Origin of the sequence: Burkholderia sp. BCC0397 (assembly GCF_902832865.1) — a bacterium.
Lineage (GTDB): Bacteria > Pseudomonadota > Gammaproteobacteria > Burkholderiales > Burkholderiaceae > Burkholderia.
This window is the reverse complement of the sequence record NZ_CADFDL010000003.1, coordinates 412,617-428,929: the sequence shown is the minus strand read 5'-3', so window position 1 is coordinate 428,929 and position 16,313 is coordinate 412,617. Positions and strand designations below refer to the sequence as shown.

Below are 16,313 nucleotides of genomic sequence, written 5' to 3'. Positions count from 1 at the left end.
ATGGACAGGGTCTTTTTGCGCTTCTACGTGCACGAGCAGCACCGGCTGCACTGGAAGCCGCTGTGGGAGTGGCTGCTGGAAGAGGCGAACCGGATGGGTGTCGCGGGCGGGTCCGCGTTTCGCGCGATGGCCGGTTTCGGCCAGCATCGCGTGCTGCACGAGGATCGCTTCTTCGAACTGCAGGGCTCGCTCGCGATCGAGGTCGAATTCATCGTCACCGAGGACGAGGCGCAGCGGCTGCTCGAGCGGCTGTCGCACGAGAAAGTGCGGGTGTGCTACGCGATGATGCCGGCGCAGTTCGGCGTGATCGACACGCTCGGCGCACCGCCGGCGCAGGGGCCGGCGGTGTAGGTGTCGCGCCGGATCAGATGCCGAACATCGTCAGCGACACGGCGGCGCGCGTGACGATCATCAGCAGCACCTGCACGATCACGAACAGCAGGATCGGCGACAGGTCGATGCCGCCGAGGTTCGGGATCACGCGGCGCAGCGGGTTCAGGAACGGCGCGGTGAGCTGGTAGAGGATCGGCATCGCCGGCGAGCGCGGGTTGAGCCACGACAGCAGCGCCATCAGGATCGTCATCCAGATCACGAGATTGAGCGCCCACTTCACGACGGTGAGCAGCGCGACCACGACGAGTGTCGCGATCACGGCGGCCGGATCGAAGCCAGCCATCACGACCATCAGCACGACATAGACGAGCGCGGTGAGCAGCGCGGCGACGACGCTGGCCCAGTCGATGCCGCGTACGCCCGCGATCACGCGGCGCAGCGGCAGCACGAGCCAGTTGGTCGCCTGCAGCACGGCTTGCGTGACGGGGTTGTACGGCGGCACGCGGACGGCCTGCATCCAGACGCGCAGAATCAGCGCGGCGCCGAATAGCGTGAAGACGGTATTGAGCAGAAAACGGGCGATCTCGCCGAACATCGTTGGCATCCTTTTTATACAGTCAGTAGCGTGCGGCCGCCAACGCCGGTTGGCGGCGCATCGGCCGACACATTATCACGCCTCGTCTCGCGACGGGGAGGGGTGCGCGGCCACGCGCGCGAGCGACGTTTCGACGGCTTCGGCCAGCGCCGGCAGTGATGCCGGCGGCGTCGCGCGCTTCGCCGCGAGCGCGACCGCGCGGCGCGTCAGCAGCGCGTACAGCGCCGCGTGATCGCCGCCGCGCGCCTCGAGCAGCGCGAGCTGGCGCTCGACGATGCCCGTGTCGCCGCGCGACACCGGCCCGGACAGCGCATTCGCGAGCCCCTTGTCGCGCGCGGTCTCGATCGTGCCGGCGAGCATCGGCAACAGCGCGCGCAGCGCCGCTTCCTCGTCGAAACCGAGGCCGCGCCATAGCTCGACCGCTTCCGACAGCCCGCACAGCGCGAAGCTCGCCGCGTAGTGGGCGGCCGCGTGATACAGCATCCGGCCGCCGGCCGGAATCGACAGCGGATGGCAGCCGAGTGCGGCGGCAAGTCGCAGCAGCGTCGCGTGCAGCGCACCGTCCGCTTCGATCGTGACCGAGCAGCCGTCGATGCGCGCGAGGTCGGCATCGGTGCCGCCGAACAGATAAAGAGGATGGAAGCCGCCAGTGGCCGCGCCTTGCCGCTTCGCCGGATCGAGCAGCGCGACCGCCGACGCGCCGCTGCAATGGACGACCGCCTGGCCGGCGGCGCGCGATGCGTCGAAGCGCAGCGCCGCGGCGCTCGACGCGAGATGATCGTCGGGCGTCGTCACGAAGATCAGGTCGGCGGCGTCGACCACCTGCTGCGGGGTATCGACCGCGCGGCAGCCGTCGATGCGCGCGGCGAGGCCGGCGGCCGAGGCGGGCGTGCGGCTCGCGATCGCGACGACGGGGAAGCCGGCCTGCGCGAAACGCTGCGCGACACAGCGCGCGAGGCGGCCGGCGCCGATGAAGCCGAGGCGGGGTGTGTCGGGAAGCGGCATGGCAGCGGATGTAAGCGAAAACGAAGCAGCCGCCAGTATCGCAGGAATGACGGCGGTGTCGCGGAAGGCCGGCTGCACGTATGAATTACCGGTACGCGGTGCAATCGAGGTGCGGGCTGGAGTCCGGCATCGCGGTCGAATCAGGATTGCCGAATCCGACCCCGAAACACTGGGCGCCGCATCCCGCTTGAAATGTCGGCGTGTTGTCTCGAATTTGTAATCGTTCATTACGCACGCGCGCCTGCTGCGCGCGCCGGATCCGGTAAGACTGACCGGTCGTCGTGCAGCGACCCGACTCCTCGGACGGAATCGCGCGACCCGCAAGGCTTGCCGCCCACGCCGGGTCCCGCGCTGGACGGCGACTCCGGCCGCGTGCAATTGCAATTTGCAACAAATGCACGATACGCGCGGGCCGGGTTTTCGCTACATTGCTTCCATGCGACGTGCATGCCCGCCGTTGCCGACAGGAGCGCCTAAAGTCCCGCTCCAGCAGGAGAATCGAAGTGAAAAAGCTCATTCCGTTCATCGCCGCCGCCGCGTTGGGCCTGGGTGCCGCAAGCGCCGCGCAGGCTCACGTGTCGATCGGGGTCGGCATCGGTATCCCGGTCGCACCCGCGTATCCCGTCTATGCACCGCCGCCGCCCGTGTACTACGCGCCGCCGCCGCCCGTGTATTACGCGCCGGCGCCGGCCTACTATGCACCGCCGCCCGCCGTGGTCGTCGGCGGCTACGGTGGTGGCTACTACGGTCGCCCGTACTGGCGCCATGGTTACGGCGGCTGGGGCCATCACGGCTGGCGTCGCTGATTCGTCCCGCGCGGCCTGACCGCGCGGCAAAACGGCGCAACGTCCCGCGAGGGGCGCTGCGCCGTTTTTCATTGGGGCTGCCATTCCGTGCGCGGCCCGGCAGGGCGGCCGCGATTACACCGCGTGCACGATCAGGTCGCGGTAGCCGCCGACGATCACGCTGTACGAGAAATATGCGAACAGCAGCGCCGACGCGACATGGCACGCACGCATCAGGCCGGCGCCCGCGCGCTTGCGGCCCTGGCTCGCGAGCGTGCACATGAAGAGCGTCCACGCGAGGCCGCCGAGGAAAAAGCCCGACAGGAACACCGACGCGGTCGCCGGGGTGGTCGCACCGGCTTTCGCGATCAGCGCGCCGCCGACTGCCGCGAACCACAGGATCGCGCTCGGCGACGACATCGCGAGCAGCATCCCGCGCACGAAACTGCGCCGTGCGCTCGCCCGCGGCGGCGGTGCGTCGTCCGCGTCGTCGTCGGCTGCCTTGACGGGCGCCAGCGCTTCGCGCGCCATCTTCCACGTGAGGAACAGCAGCACCGCGCCGCCGCCGATCCACACGATCCAGCGCACGGGTTCGAACTGCAGCAGCACGGCCATCCCCGCGAGCGCGAGCGCCGCGTAGACGAGATCCCCGACGCACGACCCGACGCCGAGCCAGAAGCCCGGCCGGAAGCCGTGCGACAGCGTCAGCGACAGCATCGCGACGTTCACGAGGCCGATGTCGAGACACAACGATAGCGACAGAAAGAATCCGTCGGACAGCATGGAGGCGGGCGGAAAGCTCATCTTCTGGGTGCGTGCGGCGATTGCGATGCGCGGGCCGGCGGGCGCCGGCCGCATGGCGTCAGAGACCGATCTCCTGCCACAGCCGGTCGACGCGCGCCTTCACGGCCGCGTCCATCTCGATCGGGCGGCCCCATTCGCGGCTGGTTTCGCCCGGCCACTTGTTGGTCGCGTCGAGCCCCATCTTCGAGCCGAGTCCGGCCACCGGCGACGCGAAGTCGAGATAGTCGATCGGCGTGCTGTCGACCATCACCGTGTCGCGCACCGGGTCGACGCGTGTCGTGATCGCCCAGATCACTTCCTTCCAGTCGCGGATGTTCACGTCCTCGTCGACGACCACGATGAACTTCGTATACATGAACTGCCGCAGGAAGCTCCACACGCCGAACATCACGCGCTTCGCGTGGCCCGCGTAGCTCTTCTTCATCTGGACGATAGCCATCCGGTAGCTGCAGCCTTCGGGCGGCAGGTAGAAGTCGGTGATTTCCGTGAACTGCTTCTGCAGCAGCGGCACGAACACCTCGTTCAGCGCGACGCCGAGCACCGCGGGCTCGTCGGGCGGCTTGCCCGTGTAGGTCGAGTGGTAGATCGCGTCGCGGCGCATCGTGATGCGCTCGACGGTGAACACCGGAAACCACTCCTGCTCGTTGTAATAGCCGGTGTGGTCGCCGTACGGCCCTTCGAGCGCGTGTTCGTACGCGGCCGCCGCATTGCCGGCCGGCCGTGGCGGTGCGCCGGCCGGCGCGGGGGCAGGGGCGCCTTCCTGCGGATGAATGAAGCCTTCGAGCACGATCTCCGCGCGCGCCGGCACCTGCAGCGTGTCGACGCCGGGCGTCAGGCACTTCGCGAGTTCCGTGCGGCTGCCGCGCAGCAGGCCGGCGAACTGATACTCGGACAGCGAATCGGGCACGGGCGTGACCGCGCCGAGCGTCGTGGCCGGATCAGCGCCGAGCACGACCGCGACCGGGTACGGCTTGCCCGGGTTCTGCAGCGCGAACTCGCGGAAGTCGAGCGCGCCGCCGCGATGCGCGAGCCAGCGCATGATCAGCTTGTTGCGGCCGATCAACTGCTGACGGTAGATGCCGAGGTTCTGGCGCGACTTGTTCGGCCCGCGCGTGACCGTCAGGCCCCACGTGACGAGCGGCCCCGCATCGCCGGGCCAGCAGGTCTGGATCGGCAGCTTGTTCAGGTCGACGTCGGCGCCTTCCCAGACGATCTCCTGGCACGGCGGCGACGACACCGACTTCGGCGCCATGTCCCACACCGCCTTCGCGAGCGACAGCAGCTTGCCGGCGTCCTTCAGGCTCTTCGGCGGATCGGGTTCCTTCAGTGCGGACAGCAGGCGCCCGAGATCGCGCAGCGAACCGAGCGCGGCATCGTCGCCCGCATCGACGCCCATCCCGAGCGCGACGCGGCGCGGCGTGCCGAACAGGTTGCCGAGCACCGGGAACGCATGGCCGGGCGGCGCGTTGAACAGCAGCGCGGGGCCGCCGGCGCGCAGCACGCGGTCGCACAGCTCGGTCATTTCGAGCACGGGCGACACCGGCTGCGTGACGCGCCGCAGTTCGCCGAGCGCCTCGAGGCGCTGAATGAAATCGCGTAAGTCTTTGTATTTCATGAAGAAGGTCCGGGCCACCCGCAGGGACGGGCAGCGGTGGGCGGGTGCAACGGCCGGCTGCGACCCCGAATCGACCGACGATTTTACCCGCGCAGCCGCGCGGCCGCCCGGCGCAGAAAAAAGTCGACCGCGCGCAAACCCCCTACGGCACGGGGATTGCGTTCTGAAGAGCGATTCAAAATTACTTTTTGTTATGATTTCGAAGTTTTATAGTGTTGACGATCTATAAAACCCTGCTAGAATCCGCTCACATTGGCTGCAGGGTAAAAGGCTTCGAGCCGCCAATCACCGATCTTTGACGCAGCGCGTCACCGTCCGCCGAATCCTGCACGGCGTCTTCGACGGCTTTTGTCGTAGTCCCAGCCAGCGCTACCAGACGCTGGTTTTTTGCGTGGGTGCCACCGCGTATGCCCGCCTCGCCCACTGTGCGAAGGCGCCGGCCCTCTTACACCGTGGCCTCGAACGGTACTTATACCGTTTCCCCCGATGCTTGCGCGTCCCAACCAAGGCGTGCGGCGTCGTGATTCCGCGGCGCGTTTTCTGTCTCGCCATCGAGCTGAGCGAGCCGCACGAGTCATGTTCATGGGAGATGATCTGAATGAACGCTTGGTTATCGTGGCGTCCCACTGAGCAGCATGCGCAAATCGTGCGCAACATGCTGCGTCGCGGGACGCGTGTCAGTCACCATCTATTCAGCGTTGTCGGCTGTTTTGCTGTCGCGGTTGCGCTTGCACTGTGGCTGCTGCCAACCGTCCGCGGCACGCTCGCCGCGAAGCTGATGCCGGTCGTGTCCGCGGCCGTGCAGGCCGGTCCGGCCCGTCTGCTGTCCGGCCATCCGCTGCCGAACTTCGCGCCTGCCGGCGCGCAGCCGCAGCAGGAAGAGAGTCCCGAAACGGATGCGCTTGCGGTCGGCCTCGATGTCGCACCGGAAACCGCCGCTCAGGGCGCCCAGGGCGATGCGTCCGATCCGGCCCGTAACGGCCCGTCGCCCGTCGCGCTTGCGAAACTGATTCCGATTCAGCGCGTGGCCGCCGATGCCCGCGACGATCGCGCGCTCGCGTCGAACCGCGAACAGGCGCTCGTCGCCACCTATCTGTCGCGCCGTTACCGCGTCGCCCAGGAGCCGCTCGGGCAGCTCGTCAAGGCGGCGTTCCAGACCGGTCGTGACGTCGGCCTCGATCCGCTGCTGCTGCTGTCCGTGATGGCGATCGAGTCGGGCTTCAACCCGTACGCCGAAAGCGGCGTCGGCGCGAAGGGGCTGATGCAGGTCATGTCGAAGGTCCATTCCGACAAGTTCGAGTATTTCGGCGGCACCGACACCGCGCTGCAGCCGCTCGCGAACCTGCAGGTCGGCGCACTGGTGCTGAAGGACTGCATCGCGCGCGGCGGTTCGCTCGCGACCGGCCTGCGCCTGTACAACGGCTCGACGAACCCCGACGACAACGGCTACGGCTCGAAGGTGATGGCCGAGCGCGGCCGCCTGCGCGACGTCGCGCGTGGCCGCAGCGTGCCGCTCAACGCGCCGCAGGCGCCCGCGCAACCCGCGAAGCCGATCGTCACCGCCGCTGCCGTGACGGCTGCGGCAGGCGGCGCGAAGCGCGTGCATGCGACGCTCGACGGCACGACGTCGGTCAAGGCGGCGCCGAAGGAAGCCGCCTCGCAGGACGACGCGAGCGTCGATACCGCGAAGCAGTCGCACGCCGATCATTCGGAGCTCGGCGCGTAACGTCACAGGCGCCGCGCGGCGCCGGCCGGCACGACATGCAAAAGGCACCCGATTCGGGTGCCTTTTCCTTTTGCGGTACATGAAGCGGCCGGTGCGCCGGCCGCGGCGTCAGTGCTGGCCGAACAGCGCCGCGAGCCGGTCGACGGCCTCTTCGAGCCGCGAGTAGGCCGTCGCATAGGACAGGCGGATATAGTCGTGCGGCGCATGGACACCGAAGTCCATGCCGGGCACCAGCACCACGCCTGCGTCGTGCAGCATCGCCTGCGTGAGCGCGGCGCTGTCGCCGGCCGCCGGGTGGGCCACGCCGCCGCAATGCGCATACACGTAGAACGCGCCGTCCGGCATCACCGGCACCGTGAAGCCGAGCCGTTCGAGCGCCGGTGCGATGAAATCGCGGCGGCGCTTGAATTCGAGCCGGCGTGTTTCGTAGATGTCGAGCGTCGCGGGTTCGAAGCAGGCGAGCGCCGCATGCTGCGCGAGCGCGGACGGGCAGATGAACAGGTTCTGCGAGAGCTTCTCGAACGTGCCGACGAGCGCGGGCGGCACGACGAGCCAGCCGAGCCGCCAGCCCGTCATGCTGAAATACTTCGAGAAGCTGTTCACGGTGATGACGTCGTCGCCGAACGACAGCGCCGACACGGGCGCGGCGTCGTAGCTGAGCCCCTGGTAGATCTCGTCGACGATCGTGAAGCCGCCGCGTGCGCGCACCGCTTCGACGATCCGCTTCAGTTCGTCCGGTTCGAGCGACGTGCCGGTCGGGTTCGACGGCGACGCGAGCAACACGCCGCGCGTGCGCGCGTTCCAGTGCGTGCGGACGTCGTTCTCGGTGAGCTGGAAGCGCGCGTCCGGGCCGCTCGGCACGAGCACCGGGCGACCTTCGGCCGCCGCGACGAAGTGCCGGTTGCACGGATACGACGGGTCGGGCATCAGCACTTCGTCGTCGCGGCCGACCAGCGCGAGGCACGCGAGCAGCAGCGCGGCCGATGCGCCGGCCGTCACGACGATCCGCTCGGGGGCGATCGTGAGGCCGTACGCGCGCGCATAGTGCGCGGCGATCGCCTCGCGCAGCGGCGCAATGCCGAGCGCGCTCGTGTACTGCGTGACGCCGCGGCGCAGCGCGGCCGCGGCGGCCTCGACGACCGGCTCCGGCGCGGTGAAATCCGGCTCGCCGATGCCCATGTGGATAACATCGCGTCCCAAGGACTCGAGCCGCTGTGCCTCCTTCATCAGTTCCATCACATGGAAGGGCTGGATCGCGTCGACGCGTGCGGCGAGCGTGACGAGCGAATCGGCGGTGGTATTCATCGGCGGGCAGGGCGGAGGGGGAAAAGAATGAAAAACGGGCGCTTGCGCGCCCGTGGACAAACCAACGGTATCAGCCGTTGCGACGCGCCTGCGTTTCGGCGGGGCGCAGCTTCGCGGCCAGCTTGTCGAGCACGCCGTTCACGTACTTGTAGCCGTCGGAGCCGCCGAACGTCTTCGCGAGTTCGACGGCTTCGTTGATGATCACGCGGTACGGCGTTTCGACATGGTGGGTGAGCTCGAACGTCGCGATCAGCAGCACCGCGCGTTCGACCGGCGACAGCTGCTCGATCGGACGGTCCAGCGACGGCGCCAGCGCTTCGACGAGCGTCGCATGCTCGCGGATCACGCCGTGCAGGATCGCTTCGAGCAGTTCCTTGTCAGCCTTGTCGTAACCGAGCGCGCCGCGCAGTTGCGCGTCGATCTCGCCGGAGGGCGCGTTCGACAGCAGCCACTGGTACAGGCCCTGCGTCGCCAGCTCGCGCGATTGTCGGCGGGCGCTCTTCTTCATGCGCGCTCCTCTTCGTCGTCTTCGTCTTCCTCTTCGTCCTCGTCGTCGCCGAGCTGGTCGAGCGCCATCGTCAGGTTGGCCATCTCGACCGCGACGCGTGCGGCGTCACGACCCTTTTCGGTCATGCGCGCGACGGCCTGCTCGTCGTTTTCGGTCGTCAGGACCGCGTTCGCGATCGGCAGGTTGAAGTCGAGGCCGATGCGGGTGATGCCCGCGCCGCTCTCGTTCGACACGAGTTCGAAATGGTAGGTCTCGCCGCGGATCACCGCGCCGAGCGCGATCAGCGCGTCGAACTGGCCGCTTTCGGCGAGCTTCTGCAGCGCGAGCGGGATTTCCAGCGCGCCGGGCACCGACACGAGCAGCACGTCTTCACCGGTGACGCCGAGGCGTTCCAGTTCTTCGACGCATGCGTCGGCGAGGCCGTTGCACACGGGTTCGTTGAAGCGCGATTGCACGATGCCGATACGCAGGCCGTCGCCTTCGAGATTCGGTTGGTATTGTCCGATTTCCATGATCTGGTCCGTGGTGTGGATGAACGGTTATAGGGCGAAAGCGCCGTGGCGGGTTACGCGTGGGACGCCGGGCAGGACTTGGCTTCGCCGCCGGGCATCGGAATGAAGCCCGTGACTTCGAGGCCGTAGCCGGACATGCTGCCCAGCTTGCGCGGATTCGACAGCACCTGCATCTTGCCGACGCCGACATCGCGCAGGATCTGCGCGCCGATGCCGAACGTCTTGAAATCGACCGGCCGGCGCTTGAGCGCAGCGGCCTTTTCTTCCTCGTCGAACGCCTTGAAGACGTCGATCAGGTGTTCCTTCGTATCGCCGCAGTTGAGCAGCACGATCACGCCGAGGTCGCGTTCCGCGATGTCGCGCATCGCGGCGTCGAGCGTCCACGAGTGTGTCGAGATGCCCGTCTCGAGCAGGTCGAGCACCGACAGCGGCTCGTGCACGCGCACCGGCGTATCGACGTCGGGCGACGGCGTGCCGCGCACCAGTGCGATATGCGGCGAGCCGCTCGGCTGGTCGCGGTACAGCACCGCGCGGAACGTGCCGTGCGCGGTCTGCATCGTGCGCTCGGCGATCCGTTCGATGATCGATTCGGTGCGGCTGCGGTACTGGATCAGGTCGGCGATCGTGCCGATCTTCAGGTTGTGTTCCTTCGCGAACTCGAGCAGGTCCGGCAGGCGCGCCATCGTGCCGTCGTCCTTGATCACCTCGCAGATCACCGCGGCGGGCGTGAGGCCCGCGAGCGCGGTGAAGTCGCAGCCGGCTTCGGTATGGCCGGCGCGCACGAGCACGCCGCCCGGTTGCGCCATGATCGGGAACACGTGGCCCGGCTGCACGATGTGCTCGGGGCGCACGTCGTGCGCGACCGCCGTGGCGATCGTGTGCGCACGGTCGGCGGCCGAGATGCCGGTCGTCACGCCTTCGGCCGCTTCGATGCTGACCGTGAACGCCGTGCCGTACTGCGTGCCGTTGCGGTAGGTCATCAGCGGCAGGTGCAGCTGCTTGCAGCGTTCCTGCGTCAACGTCAGACAAATCAGGCCGCGGCCATACCTGGCCATGAAGTTGATCGCTTCCGGCGTGACGAATTCGGCGGCGATCACGAGGTCGCCCTCGTTTTCGCGGTCTTCTTCGTCGACCAGGATCACCATCCGGCCGGCTTTCAGCTCGGCGATGATGTCGAGCGTGGAGGCGAGCGTCATAAAGGGGTGAGAAAGAGGAAAGTGCGTATTTTACGCCAGCCGGGCGGCGTTTCGGCTGACGCGGGCCGCGCGGGGCCGGCGAGTGCTCCGGAAAGCGCTGCGGCCGGCCTGCGCGCGGGTGCGGACGGTTGCGGGCCGGGCGTTGCCCGGCCGCGCGTCACGCGTGCTCGTTGCGCCCGCCGAGGTAGTCCAGCTTGCCGAGTTCGACGCCGCTGTGGCGCAGGATGTCGTACGCGGTCGTCACGTGGAAGAAGAAGTTGGGCAGCACGAAATTCAGCAGGTACGACTGGCCGGTGAACTCGATCGGGCCGACGCGCATCTTCAGCACGATCTGGCGCGCCTCGCTGCCGTCGATCTGCGCGGCGTCGAAGCTTTTGAGGTAGTCGATCGTCTTCTGGATGCGTGCATGCAGTTCGTCGAAGGTCTGCTCGACATCCGGGTAGCTCGGGATCTCGGCGCCGGCGAGCCGCGCGGCGCAGCCCTTGGCCGTGTCGGTCGCGATGTAGACCTGGCGGACGAGCGGCAGCATGTCCGGATAGAGGCGTGCGCCGATGAATACCGACGGATCGATCTGCTTTTCCGCCGCATGGGCCTGCGCCTTGCCGAGGATGTGCTGCAGGTTGGTGAGGCCGCGGATCAGGACGGGCAGCGAAGCCTGGTACATCGAGATGGACATGGGGACGACTCCTTGAGGAAGAGGGGCAGCCGACACGCGGCGCTTCGTGCGTCGCGGCGCCGAAACCGCTGCCGTTGCATCTTAGCGCGACGGGATGGCTCGTGCGTGTCGTTGGCCGTCTGGCCAGGGTGGCGCATTCGACCTTCGACACGCTGCCCGGCGGTCGGATGCGCGGGGGCAGGGCAGGCGCGACGCTGGGACCGGGAGCGGTCGAGTGCCCGGGGCGACGCGGAAGGAGGGACGGCTGTGCGTGTCGCAAGCGGGGTACGGCAGCCGGATTGCGATGCGCATCCGGCTGCCGAACGGGCCAGGTCGCCTGCGGCCGGCCGCAGGCGAATGCCGGTCAGTCCTGACGGGCTGGGTTTGAACCGCCGGTTCCGCTCGCCGGGGCAGCGGCCTTGACGAGCGCCCGGATGCCGGGCGCAATCGTGACGATCAGGTCGGCCGGCGGTTGTGCCATCATCGCCGAGCGCAGGTAGGTCGACGAAGCCTGCTCCGCAGCCGCTGCCCGGTCGAGTACCGCGGCCACGCGCGCCGCGGCGTCCGCGGGCATTGTTTGTCCGTTGCGCAACGCCTCGATCGCGGCCAGCCCGCCGCGCGCCATTTCCGCGAGGTCGTCTGATACCGGCAGCGCCGCTTCCAGTTCCGGTCGCCCGGCGGCGGCATCCCGGTACAGCGTCGGGTTATCCCGCCATATCCGCAGTTGCGCCTCGAGCGGCGCCGCGCGCGAACGGTCGCCGTTCACCAGGCGTTGCACGTCCCCGAGAAAGCGGTGCGCGAGCGGGGTATCGATCGCTGTCGCGTCGGCAAGCCCCGTCGACGCCTGCCTGTCGCCGGCCGGCTTGCCGGCGAGCGCCGCCCGCTTGGTGCGATCATGGCCGATGAATTGCACCGGACGAACCGTGTCGAGCAACGTCTCCACGGCGCCGGCCCGATCGGGCGCCAGCCTCGCGACCATGCGCTCGCGGTTGCCGCGATCCTGAAGCCCCAGCAATCGCAGCGCGTTCTGCGTGGTGAACAGGCGTGCGTACATATCGTCGAGGTCGCGCACGTCGGCCGGCGACCAGAAGCGTTCGGCGATCGCGGCGGAAACGGGCCAGAGTTTCGCATCGAGCATTTCGTCGGTGACCTGCTCGCTCCATAGCGCGGCCTCGCCACCGAGTATGAGACGCTGTTGCGCGGGCGTCAGCGGGGGCCGTGGCGCGACCACGAAACCGTCCACCACGTGACGCACGCGCGGACTGATCTTCCGGGCCGCGTCGGCTTCCTGCGCCGTGATGCCGAATGCTCCGGGATCGGTCGGATCCACGCCGTAGTAGGCGCTGGCGGGCAACTGATGATCGAGGTAGTAGCCCGACGACACGATCACCTTGCCGCCGGCCTCCGCCACCTTTGAAATGCCGTTCGACGTGCGCCATGTCTGGATGACGGTGTCGCCGTAGTCCGGCAGATCGGCCACTTCGTCCCAGCCGATCGTCTTCTTGCCGTATTTGGCGGCGATTGCGCGGATCCGGGCCTGAAAATACGCTTCGAGCGCCCTCGGCGACGCAAGCCGTTTCTCGCGCGCAAACGCCACGATGGCCGGGTTGTCCGACCAGGCTTTCGGCCCCAGCTCGTCGCCGCCGACGTGCAGGTAACGGTCGGGAAACAGAGTCGCCATCTCGCCGAGCAACCGGTCCACGAATCGATAGGTGCGCTCGTTCGCCGGATCGAGCGCGACGTTCATCACCGATTGCGGATCGTGCCGGTCGAAGCGGCCGGCGCCGAGTTCCGGATAGGCGGTGACGATCGCGCCCGTGTGGCCCGGCAGGTCGAATTCCGGCACGATTCTCACGCCGCGATCGGCGGCATACGCGACCAGATCGCGCATCTCAGCCTGCGTGTAGTACCGCCCGTCCGCGGCCGATTTCTGCAACGCCGGATAGCGCAGGCTTTCCACCCTGAAGGCTTCGTTGTCGCTCAGGTGCAAATGCAGGACGTTGAGCTTGACGAGCTCCATCGCGTCGATCTGGCGTTTCAGCGTCGACACCGTCATGAAGTGACGTGCGACGTCGATCATGATGCCGCGCCACGCGAAGCGCGGCGCATCGTCCACGGTCAGCAGCGGGAGCGAGACCTCCCGGCCGGCATGCCGAATCAGCTGGCGCAGCGTCGCCAGGCCGCGCAGCACGCCCGTGAGGCCGTCGGCGCGCAATTGAACGCCGTTCGTGCCGATGGCGAGCCGGTAGGCTTCCTTCCCGGCGTCGGCCTTGGAGGCCGGATCGCCGCTCCGGCAATCGATGTCGAGGCTCGGCCCCACCGTGTCGTCGGGATCGACGCCGGCGAGGCGATCGACGTCGCGCTGAAAGCGTTGACCGGCCCGATCGAGCAGCGTGCTGTTGCAGCCATGCCAGTTCAGGCCGAACGCGCCTCGCACGGCCAATGATCCGTCCGCCGTTTCCAGCGATTTCGGGACGGGCATCAGCGGCAGCGAAGCCTGCGCGAGCGTGGGCACGCAGCAGGAAAGGGTGCAGAGAAGACCGAGAATGAAGCGGGACGAGGACGGCGCGTGTCGGGCACGCGTTGCTCCGGATGCGGGTGCTTTCATCATTGATACGTCATCCTTGATTCGAGAGGAGGGGCGGTCGTTGTCCGTCGCGCGCTCACAGCAGCTGGCCGGTGAGGCGGAGCTGGTTGCGCACCGTGCCGCCGCTGGCCCGACGTGCCGCGTCGACCGCCAGGTCCGCCTGCTGCGAATCGCTGACGGAGCCTTGCAGCGTCACCTCGCCGTTGTGCACGCGGACGATGATGCGCGACGCGTTCAATCCTTTTGCCCGCGCGAGCGCCGCCTGGGTGCGCTTGCGCAGGACGCGATCCGTTGTCTTGCGTGCCTTCGTCGAATCGATTCCGGACGCCGGCTCGATTGCCGTGCGCGAGGCCGCGCCCGATGCGAGGTCGGGGCGCTCGGCGACGCCCTGTGCGCCGGCCAGACCGGCGCTCGTCATGCACGTTGCAGCCAGTGCCAGATGCAACAGCGTTCCAGCGAGTTTTTTCATCGGTTTTTCTCCACGTGTTTGAAATCCCGCAACGCCCGCCGGCAACGTGTCCGGCGGCGAAGCACGGTTGCATGAAGCCGGTTCAGAACCGGGTGATCATGCCGATCGATGCACCGGTGACGCCGCTGCCACCGGGACGCAGCCCGAGTGCGCCGATGTTCGCCGGGTCGCTCTTGTAGGCGCCGGTAAAGCCGTTGCGGTCCACTTCCGCGTAGAGTTCGGTGCGCTTCGACAGGAAGTATTCGGCCACCAGCCACGACGTCAGCTTGTGGCCGTTCGCGCCCGCTACGTTGCCGAGATTGCGGCCGGCGTCGTAGTAGAACGCGCCGGATACCTGTATTGCCGGCGCCGCCTGCCATGCGAAGCCGACCAGTTGAACGTTGTCGCGCCGCGTCGCGCCGCCGGGCTGGCGGGCGGTGGCGGTCGCCCTGAACAGCAGGTTCGACAGGTACATGCGTACCGGGCCGAGTTGCGCCGAGCCGCCGGCCAGGAACGTCTGCGCGTTCGCGGTGCCGTCCGGGCTGTAGGTTTTCTCGTAGGTGGCGCCGATCGACGCGCCTCGATACTGGTACATCCCGGCGATCGAGAAGTTGGTTCCGGCGCGCACGCTGCCGGCCACGCCGCCCGGGGAGTAGCTGGCGGCGAACCGGAAGCCGCCAGCCTCGCCGAGATACTTGATCGTGTTGTCGAAGCGCGAGTCGAGCGTGAAGTAGTTGCCGAGGAACAGCACCGGCGGCTCGGTCGTCAAGCTGCCGAGACCGCCCGCCGGATCGAGCAGAATGGCGAGATCCTCGCTGGCATTGAACTGCCGGCCGAGCGTGAGCCGTCCGAAGCGGCTCGACAATCCCACGTAGGCCGTCTGGGAGAACAGCGTGCCCGACGAGGCCAGCGCGCCCGTTCCCTGCGTGAAGGCGCCGGCCATCGCGAAGATCGCATTGACGCCGCCGCCCAGATCCTCCCTGCCTTTCAGGCCGAAGTTGCTGCCGGACACGATGTTGTTGTCGAACATCACGCGGCTTCCGCCCTTGACGCCGTTTTCCCACCGTATGCCGCCGCCGGTGGTGCCGAACAGCGTTACGCTGGATTGCGCATGGGCCAGACATGGCAGCCCCGCCAGCCATATCGCCAATAACCGTTTCTTCACGTGTTGTCTCCTGATTTTATTCGGTATCCTGATTTTTATTTGTCGTTCGGCACGACCCGCTGCGTCGACGGGCGAGCCGATCGAATGGCTTTACCGGCTACGCTCGTGTGTCGCGCGGCGATTCGACCGTACGGACGATGATATAAGCAATACATATGGCTTGTAAATAGAGGAAAGGTTCGTGGCGGGACGGGACGGAACAGGCTCGAACGAGGGGGTGCCCCGATTGACGGGCGCTCGCTCCCATGTCGGCTGGCAGGGCCGGTCAATGCGGTCCGGTCTGGACCGGGGCGGCGATCAGTCGGCGCAGCGGCGCGGGGCGGCGTTTCCGGGGGCGGCGTACGTCGGCGAGGCCATGGCGTTACCGAGCAGTTGCAGGACGATCGATCGCCAGGTGCCGAAGGCCGCTGCAACTTCGGTGAGGTCGCCTTCGGTCACGGCCTCGACCGTCAGCCCGCGAATGAGGGCGCCCGTTAGCAGATCGAGTTCCCTGACCCGCTCGCGTGCGTCGTCGCCGGCGCTTTCGCTGACGGTGTTGGTCACCTTGATGAATTCGTCGCTGGATCGATCGCGGACTTCGGCGATGGCCTGATCCAGTTCCTTGTCGCTGCGTCTTGCCAGATCGATTTCAATGCTGGCCGCAAACAATGGTGTTCCGATCAGCGAACCGGCGATATCGAGCAACCGCCCGACGAGGGCCAGCGGGTTCGCGGCATCCTGCGCGGCTGCCTTGACGTGCTTCAGGCGCTCCTGGATCAGGCGCTCCTGCACGGCCGCCATCAGCATCGCCTTGGTCGGGAATTGATGCTGCAACGCGCCGATGCTGACCGCGGCCGCCTTCTGGACGGCGCGCGTGGTTGTTCCGGCGTAACCCTCCGTGTGCAATAGCCCGATTGTTGCGGCGATCACGCGTTCGCGCGTCGCGTGGCTGCGCTCGGCCTGCGAGCGCCGGCTCGTGATTTCCGCGTCGCCGCTGGATCGACTGCTTGCCATCGTCCGTCTCGTCTCGATGATTGCTGCGTCCGCGACGCTGGCGCAGCGTGTTGGTATGGGTATATCGCTCGTCGTTACGTT

General features: G+C 67.7%; 16 protein-coding genes. 3 read left to right on the top strand and 13 right to left on the bottom strand.

Annotated features, from left to right (window positions below):
• The gene (locus HWX03_RS12110) at nt 1-351 is read left to right on the top strand and encodes a DUF190 domain-containing protein (protein WP_174386988.1); all 351 of its coding nucleotides are present in this window, start codon (nt 1-3) and stop codon (nt 349-351) included.
• Nucleotides 352-364: 13 nt separating this feature from the next.
• On the opposite strand, the gene HWX03_RS12105 is transcribed toward HWX03_RS12110, so the two are convergent.
• The gene (locus tag HWX03_RS12105; RefSeq protein ID WP_006488584.1) at nt 365-928 is read right to left on the bottom strand and encodes a YggT family protein; all 564 of its coding nucleotides are present in this window, start codon (nt 926-928) and stop codon (nt 365-367) included.
• A gap of 75 nt (nt 929-1,003) precedes the next feature.
• Nucleotides 1,004-1,933, bottom strand: coding sequence for a DUF2520 domain-containing protein (locus HWX03_RS12100; RefSeq protein ID WP_175871376.1), 930 nt, complete (start codon nt 1,931-1,933; stop codon nt 1,004-1,006).
• A gap of 503 nt (nt 1,934-2,436) precedes the next feature.
• Here HWX03_RS12100 and HWX03_RS12095 point away from each other — a divergent pair.
• Entirely contained in the window at nt 2,437-2,739 is a 303-nt protein-coding gene (locus HWX03_RS12095; protein ID WP_174918241.1) for a hypothetical protein, read from the top strand.
• A 114-nt stretch (nt 2,740-2,853) separates the two neighbouring features.
• On the opposite strand, the gene HWX03_RS12090 is transcribed toward HWX03_RS12095, so the two are convergent.
• Both HWX03_RS12090 and HWX03_RS12085 read right to left on the bottom strand, forming a co-directional pair.
• Nucleotides 2,854-3,522, bottom strand: coding sequence for a LysE family transporter (locus tag HWX03_RS12090; protein ID WP_089499759.1), 669 nt, complete (start codon nt 3,520-3,522; stop codon nt 2,854-2,856).
• A 58-nt stretch (nt 3,523-3,580) separates the two neighbouring features.
• Nucleotides 3,581-5,137 (bottom strand): UbiD family decarboxylase, encoded by a 1,557-nt coding sequence (locus HWX03_RS12085; RefSeq protein WP_175871375.1) that lies wholly within the window; start codon nt 5,135-5,137, stop codon nt 3,581-3,583.
• A gap of 598 nt (nt 5,138-5,735) precedes the next feature.
• Between HWX03_RS12085 and HWX03_RS12080 the strand changes: the two genes are divergently transcribed.
• Entirely contained in the window at nt 5,736-6,863 is a 1,128-nt protein-coding gene (locus tag HWX03_RS12080) for a lytic transglycosylase domain-containing protein (RefSeq protein ID WP_174386992.1), read from the top strand.
• A gap of 108 nt (nt 6,864-6,971) precedes the next feature.
• On the opposite strand, the gene HWX03_RS12075 is transcribed toward HWX03_RS12080, so the two are convergent.
• The 9 genes from HWX03_RS12075 to HWX03_RS12035 form a co-directional block, all read right to left on the bottom strand.
• Nucleotides 6,972-8,168: a pyridoxal phosphate-dependent aminotransferase gene (locus HWX03_RS12075; RefSeq protein ID WP_174387722.1), complete on the bottom strand. Its 1,197-nt coding sequence runs from the start codon at nt 8,166-8,168 to the stop codon at nt 6,972-6,974.
• Nucleotides 8,169-8,238: 70 nt separating this feature from the next.
• Nucleotides 8,239-8,676 (bottom strand): transcription antitermination factor NusB, encoded by a 438-nt coding sequence (gene nusB, locus HWX03_RS12070; protein WP_175820362.1) that lies wholly within the window; start codon nt 8,674-8,676, stop codon nt 8,239-8,241.
• Nucleotides 8,673-9,188, bottom strand: coding sequence for a 6,7-dimethyl-8-ribityllumazine synthase (ribH, locus tag HWX03_RS12065; protein ID WP_006476661.1), 516 nt, complete (start codon nt 9,186-9,188; stop codon nt 8,673-8,675). The genes nusB and ribH overlap by 4 nt, the downstream gene beginning before the upstream one ends.
• 53 nt (nt 9,189-9,241) lie before the next feature.
• Entirely contained in the window at nt 9,242-10,384 is a 1,143-nt protein-coding gene (gene ribBA / locus HWX03_RS12060) for a bifunctional 3,4-dihydroxy-2-butanone-4-phosphate synthase/GTP cyclohydrolase II (protein WP_174433178.1), read from the bottom strand.
• Between the two features lie 157 nt (nt 10,385-10,541).
• On the bottom strand, nt 10,542-11,060 hold the full coding sequence (locus HWX03_RS12055) for a DUF1993 domain-containing protein (protein ID WP_050011613.1): 519 nt from the start codon (nt 11,058-11,060) through the stop codon (nt 10,542-10,544).
• Nucleotides 11,061-11,403: 343 nt separating this feature from the next.
• On the bottom strand, nt 11,404-13,650 hold the full coding sequence (locus HWX03_RS12050; RefSeq protein ID WP_175871374.1) for a family 20 glycosylhydrolase: 2,247 nt from the start codon (nt 13,648-13,650) through the stop codon (nt 11,404-11,406).
• 52 nt (nt 13,651-13,702) lie between these two features.
• The gene (locus HWX03_RS12045; RefSeq protein WP_244132631.1) at nt 13,703-14,071 is read right to left on the bottom strand and encodes a BON domain-containing protein; all 369 of its coding nucleotides are present in this window, start codon (nt 14,069-14,071) and stop codon (nt 13,703-13,705) included.
• A 106-nt stretch (nt 14,072-14,177) separates the two neighbouring features.
• On the bottom strand, nt 14,178-15,239 hold the full coding sequence (locus HWX03_RS12040; protein WP_175871373.1) for a porin: 1,062 nt from the start codon (nt 15,237-15,239) through the stop codon (nt 14,178-14,180).
• A 297-nt stretch (nt 15,240-15,536) separates the two neighbouring features.
• Complete coding sequence (locus tag HWX03_RS12035) at nt 15,537-16,232, bottom strand: TetR/AcrR family transcriptional regulator (protein WP_175871372.1); 696 nt, start codon at nt 16,230-16,232, stop codon at nt 15,537-15,539.
• Nucleotides 16,233-16,313 lie beyond the last annotated feature (81 nt).

What these genes read in the sequence shown, in the direction of transcription:
- HWX03_RS12110 (WP_174386988.1), top strand. Translation starts at nt 1, where the DNA reads ATGGACAGGGTCTTTTTGCGCTTCTACGTGCACGAGCAGCACCGGCTG.
- HWX03_RS12105 (WP_006488584.1), bottom strand. Translation starts at nt 928, where the DNA reads ATGTTCGGCGAGATCGCCCGTTTTCTGCTCAATACCGTCTTCACGCTA.
- HWX03_RS12100 (WP_175871376.1), bottom strand. Translation starts at nt 1,933, where the DNA reads ATGCCGCTTCCCGACACACCCCGCCTCGGCTTCATCGGCGCCGGCCGC.
- HWX03_RS12090 (WP_089499759.1), bottom strand. Translation starts at nt 3,522, where the DNA reads ATGAGCTTTCCGCCCGCCTCCATGCTGTCCGACGGATTCTTTCTGTCG.
- HWX03_RS12085 (WP_175871375.1), bottom strand. Translation starts at nt 5,137, where the DNA reads ATGAAATACAAAGACTTACGCGATTTCATTCAGCGCCTCGAGGCGCTC.
- HWX03_RS12080 (WP_174386992.1), top strand. Translation starts at nt 5,736, where the DNA reads ATGAACGCTTGGTTATCGTGGCGTCCCACTGAGCAGCATGCGCAAATC.
- HWX03_RS12075 (WP_174387722.1), bottom strand. Translation starts at nt 8,168, where the DNA reads ATGAATACCACCGCCGATTCGCTCGTCACGCTCGCCGCACGCGTCGAC.
- nusB (WP_175820362.1), bottom strand. Translation starts at nt 8,676, where the DNA reads ATGAAGAAGAGCGCCCGCCGACAATCGCGCGAGCTGGCGACGCAGGGC.
- ribH (WP_006476661.1), bottom strand. Translation starts at nt 9,188, where the DNA reads ATGGAAATCGGACAATACCAACCGAATCTCGAAGGCGACGGCCTGCGT.
- ribBA (WP_174433178.1), bottom strand. Translation starts at nt 10,384, where the DNA reads ATGACGCTCGCCTCCACGCTCGACATCATCGCCGAGCTGAAAGCCGGC.
- HWX03_RS12055 (WP_050011613.1), bottom strand. Translation starts at nt 11,060, where the DNA reads ATGTCCATCTCGATGTACCAGGCTTCGCTGCCCGTCCTGATCCGCGGC.
- HWX03_RS12050 (WP_175871374.1), bottom strand. Translation starts at nt 13,650, where the DNA reads ATGATGAAAGCACCCGCATCCGGAGCAACGCGTGCCCGACACGCGCCG.
- HWX03_RS12035 (WP_175871372.1), bottom strand. Translation starts at nt 16,232, where the DNA reads ATGGCAAGCAGTCGATCCAGCGGCGACGCGGAAATCACGAGCCGGCGC.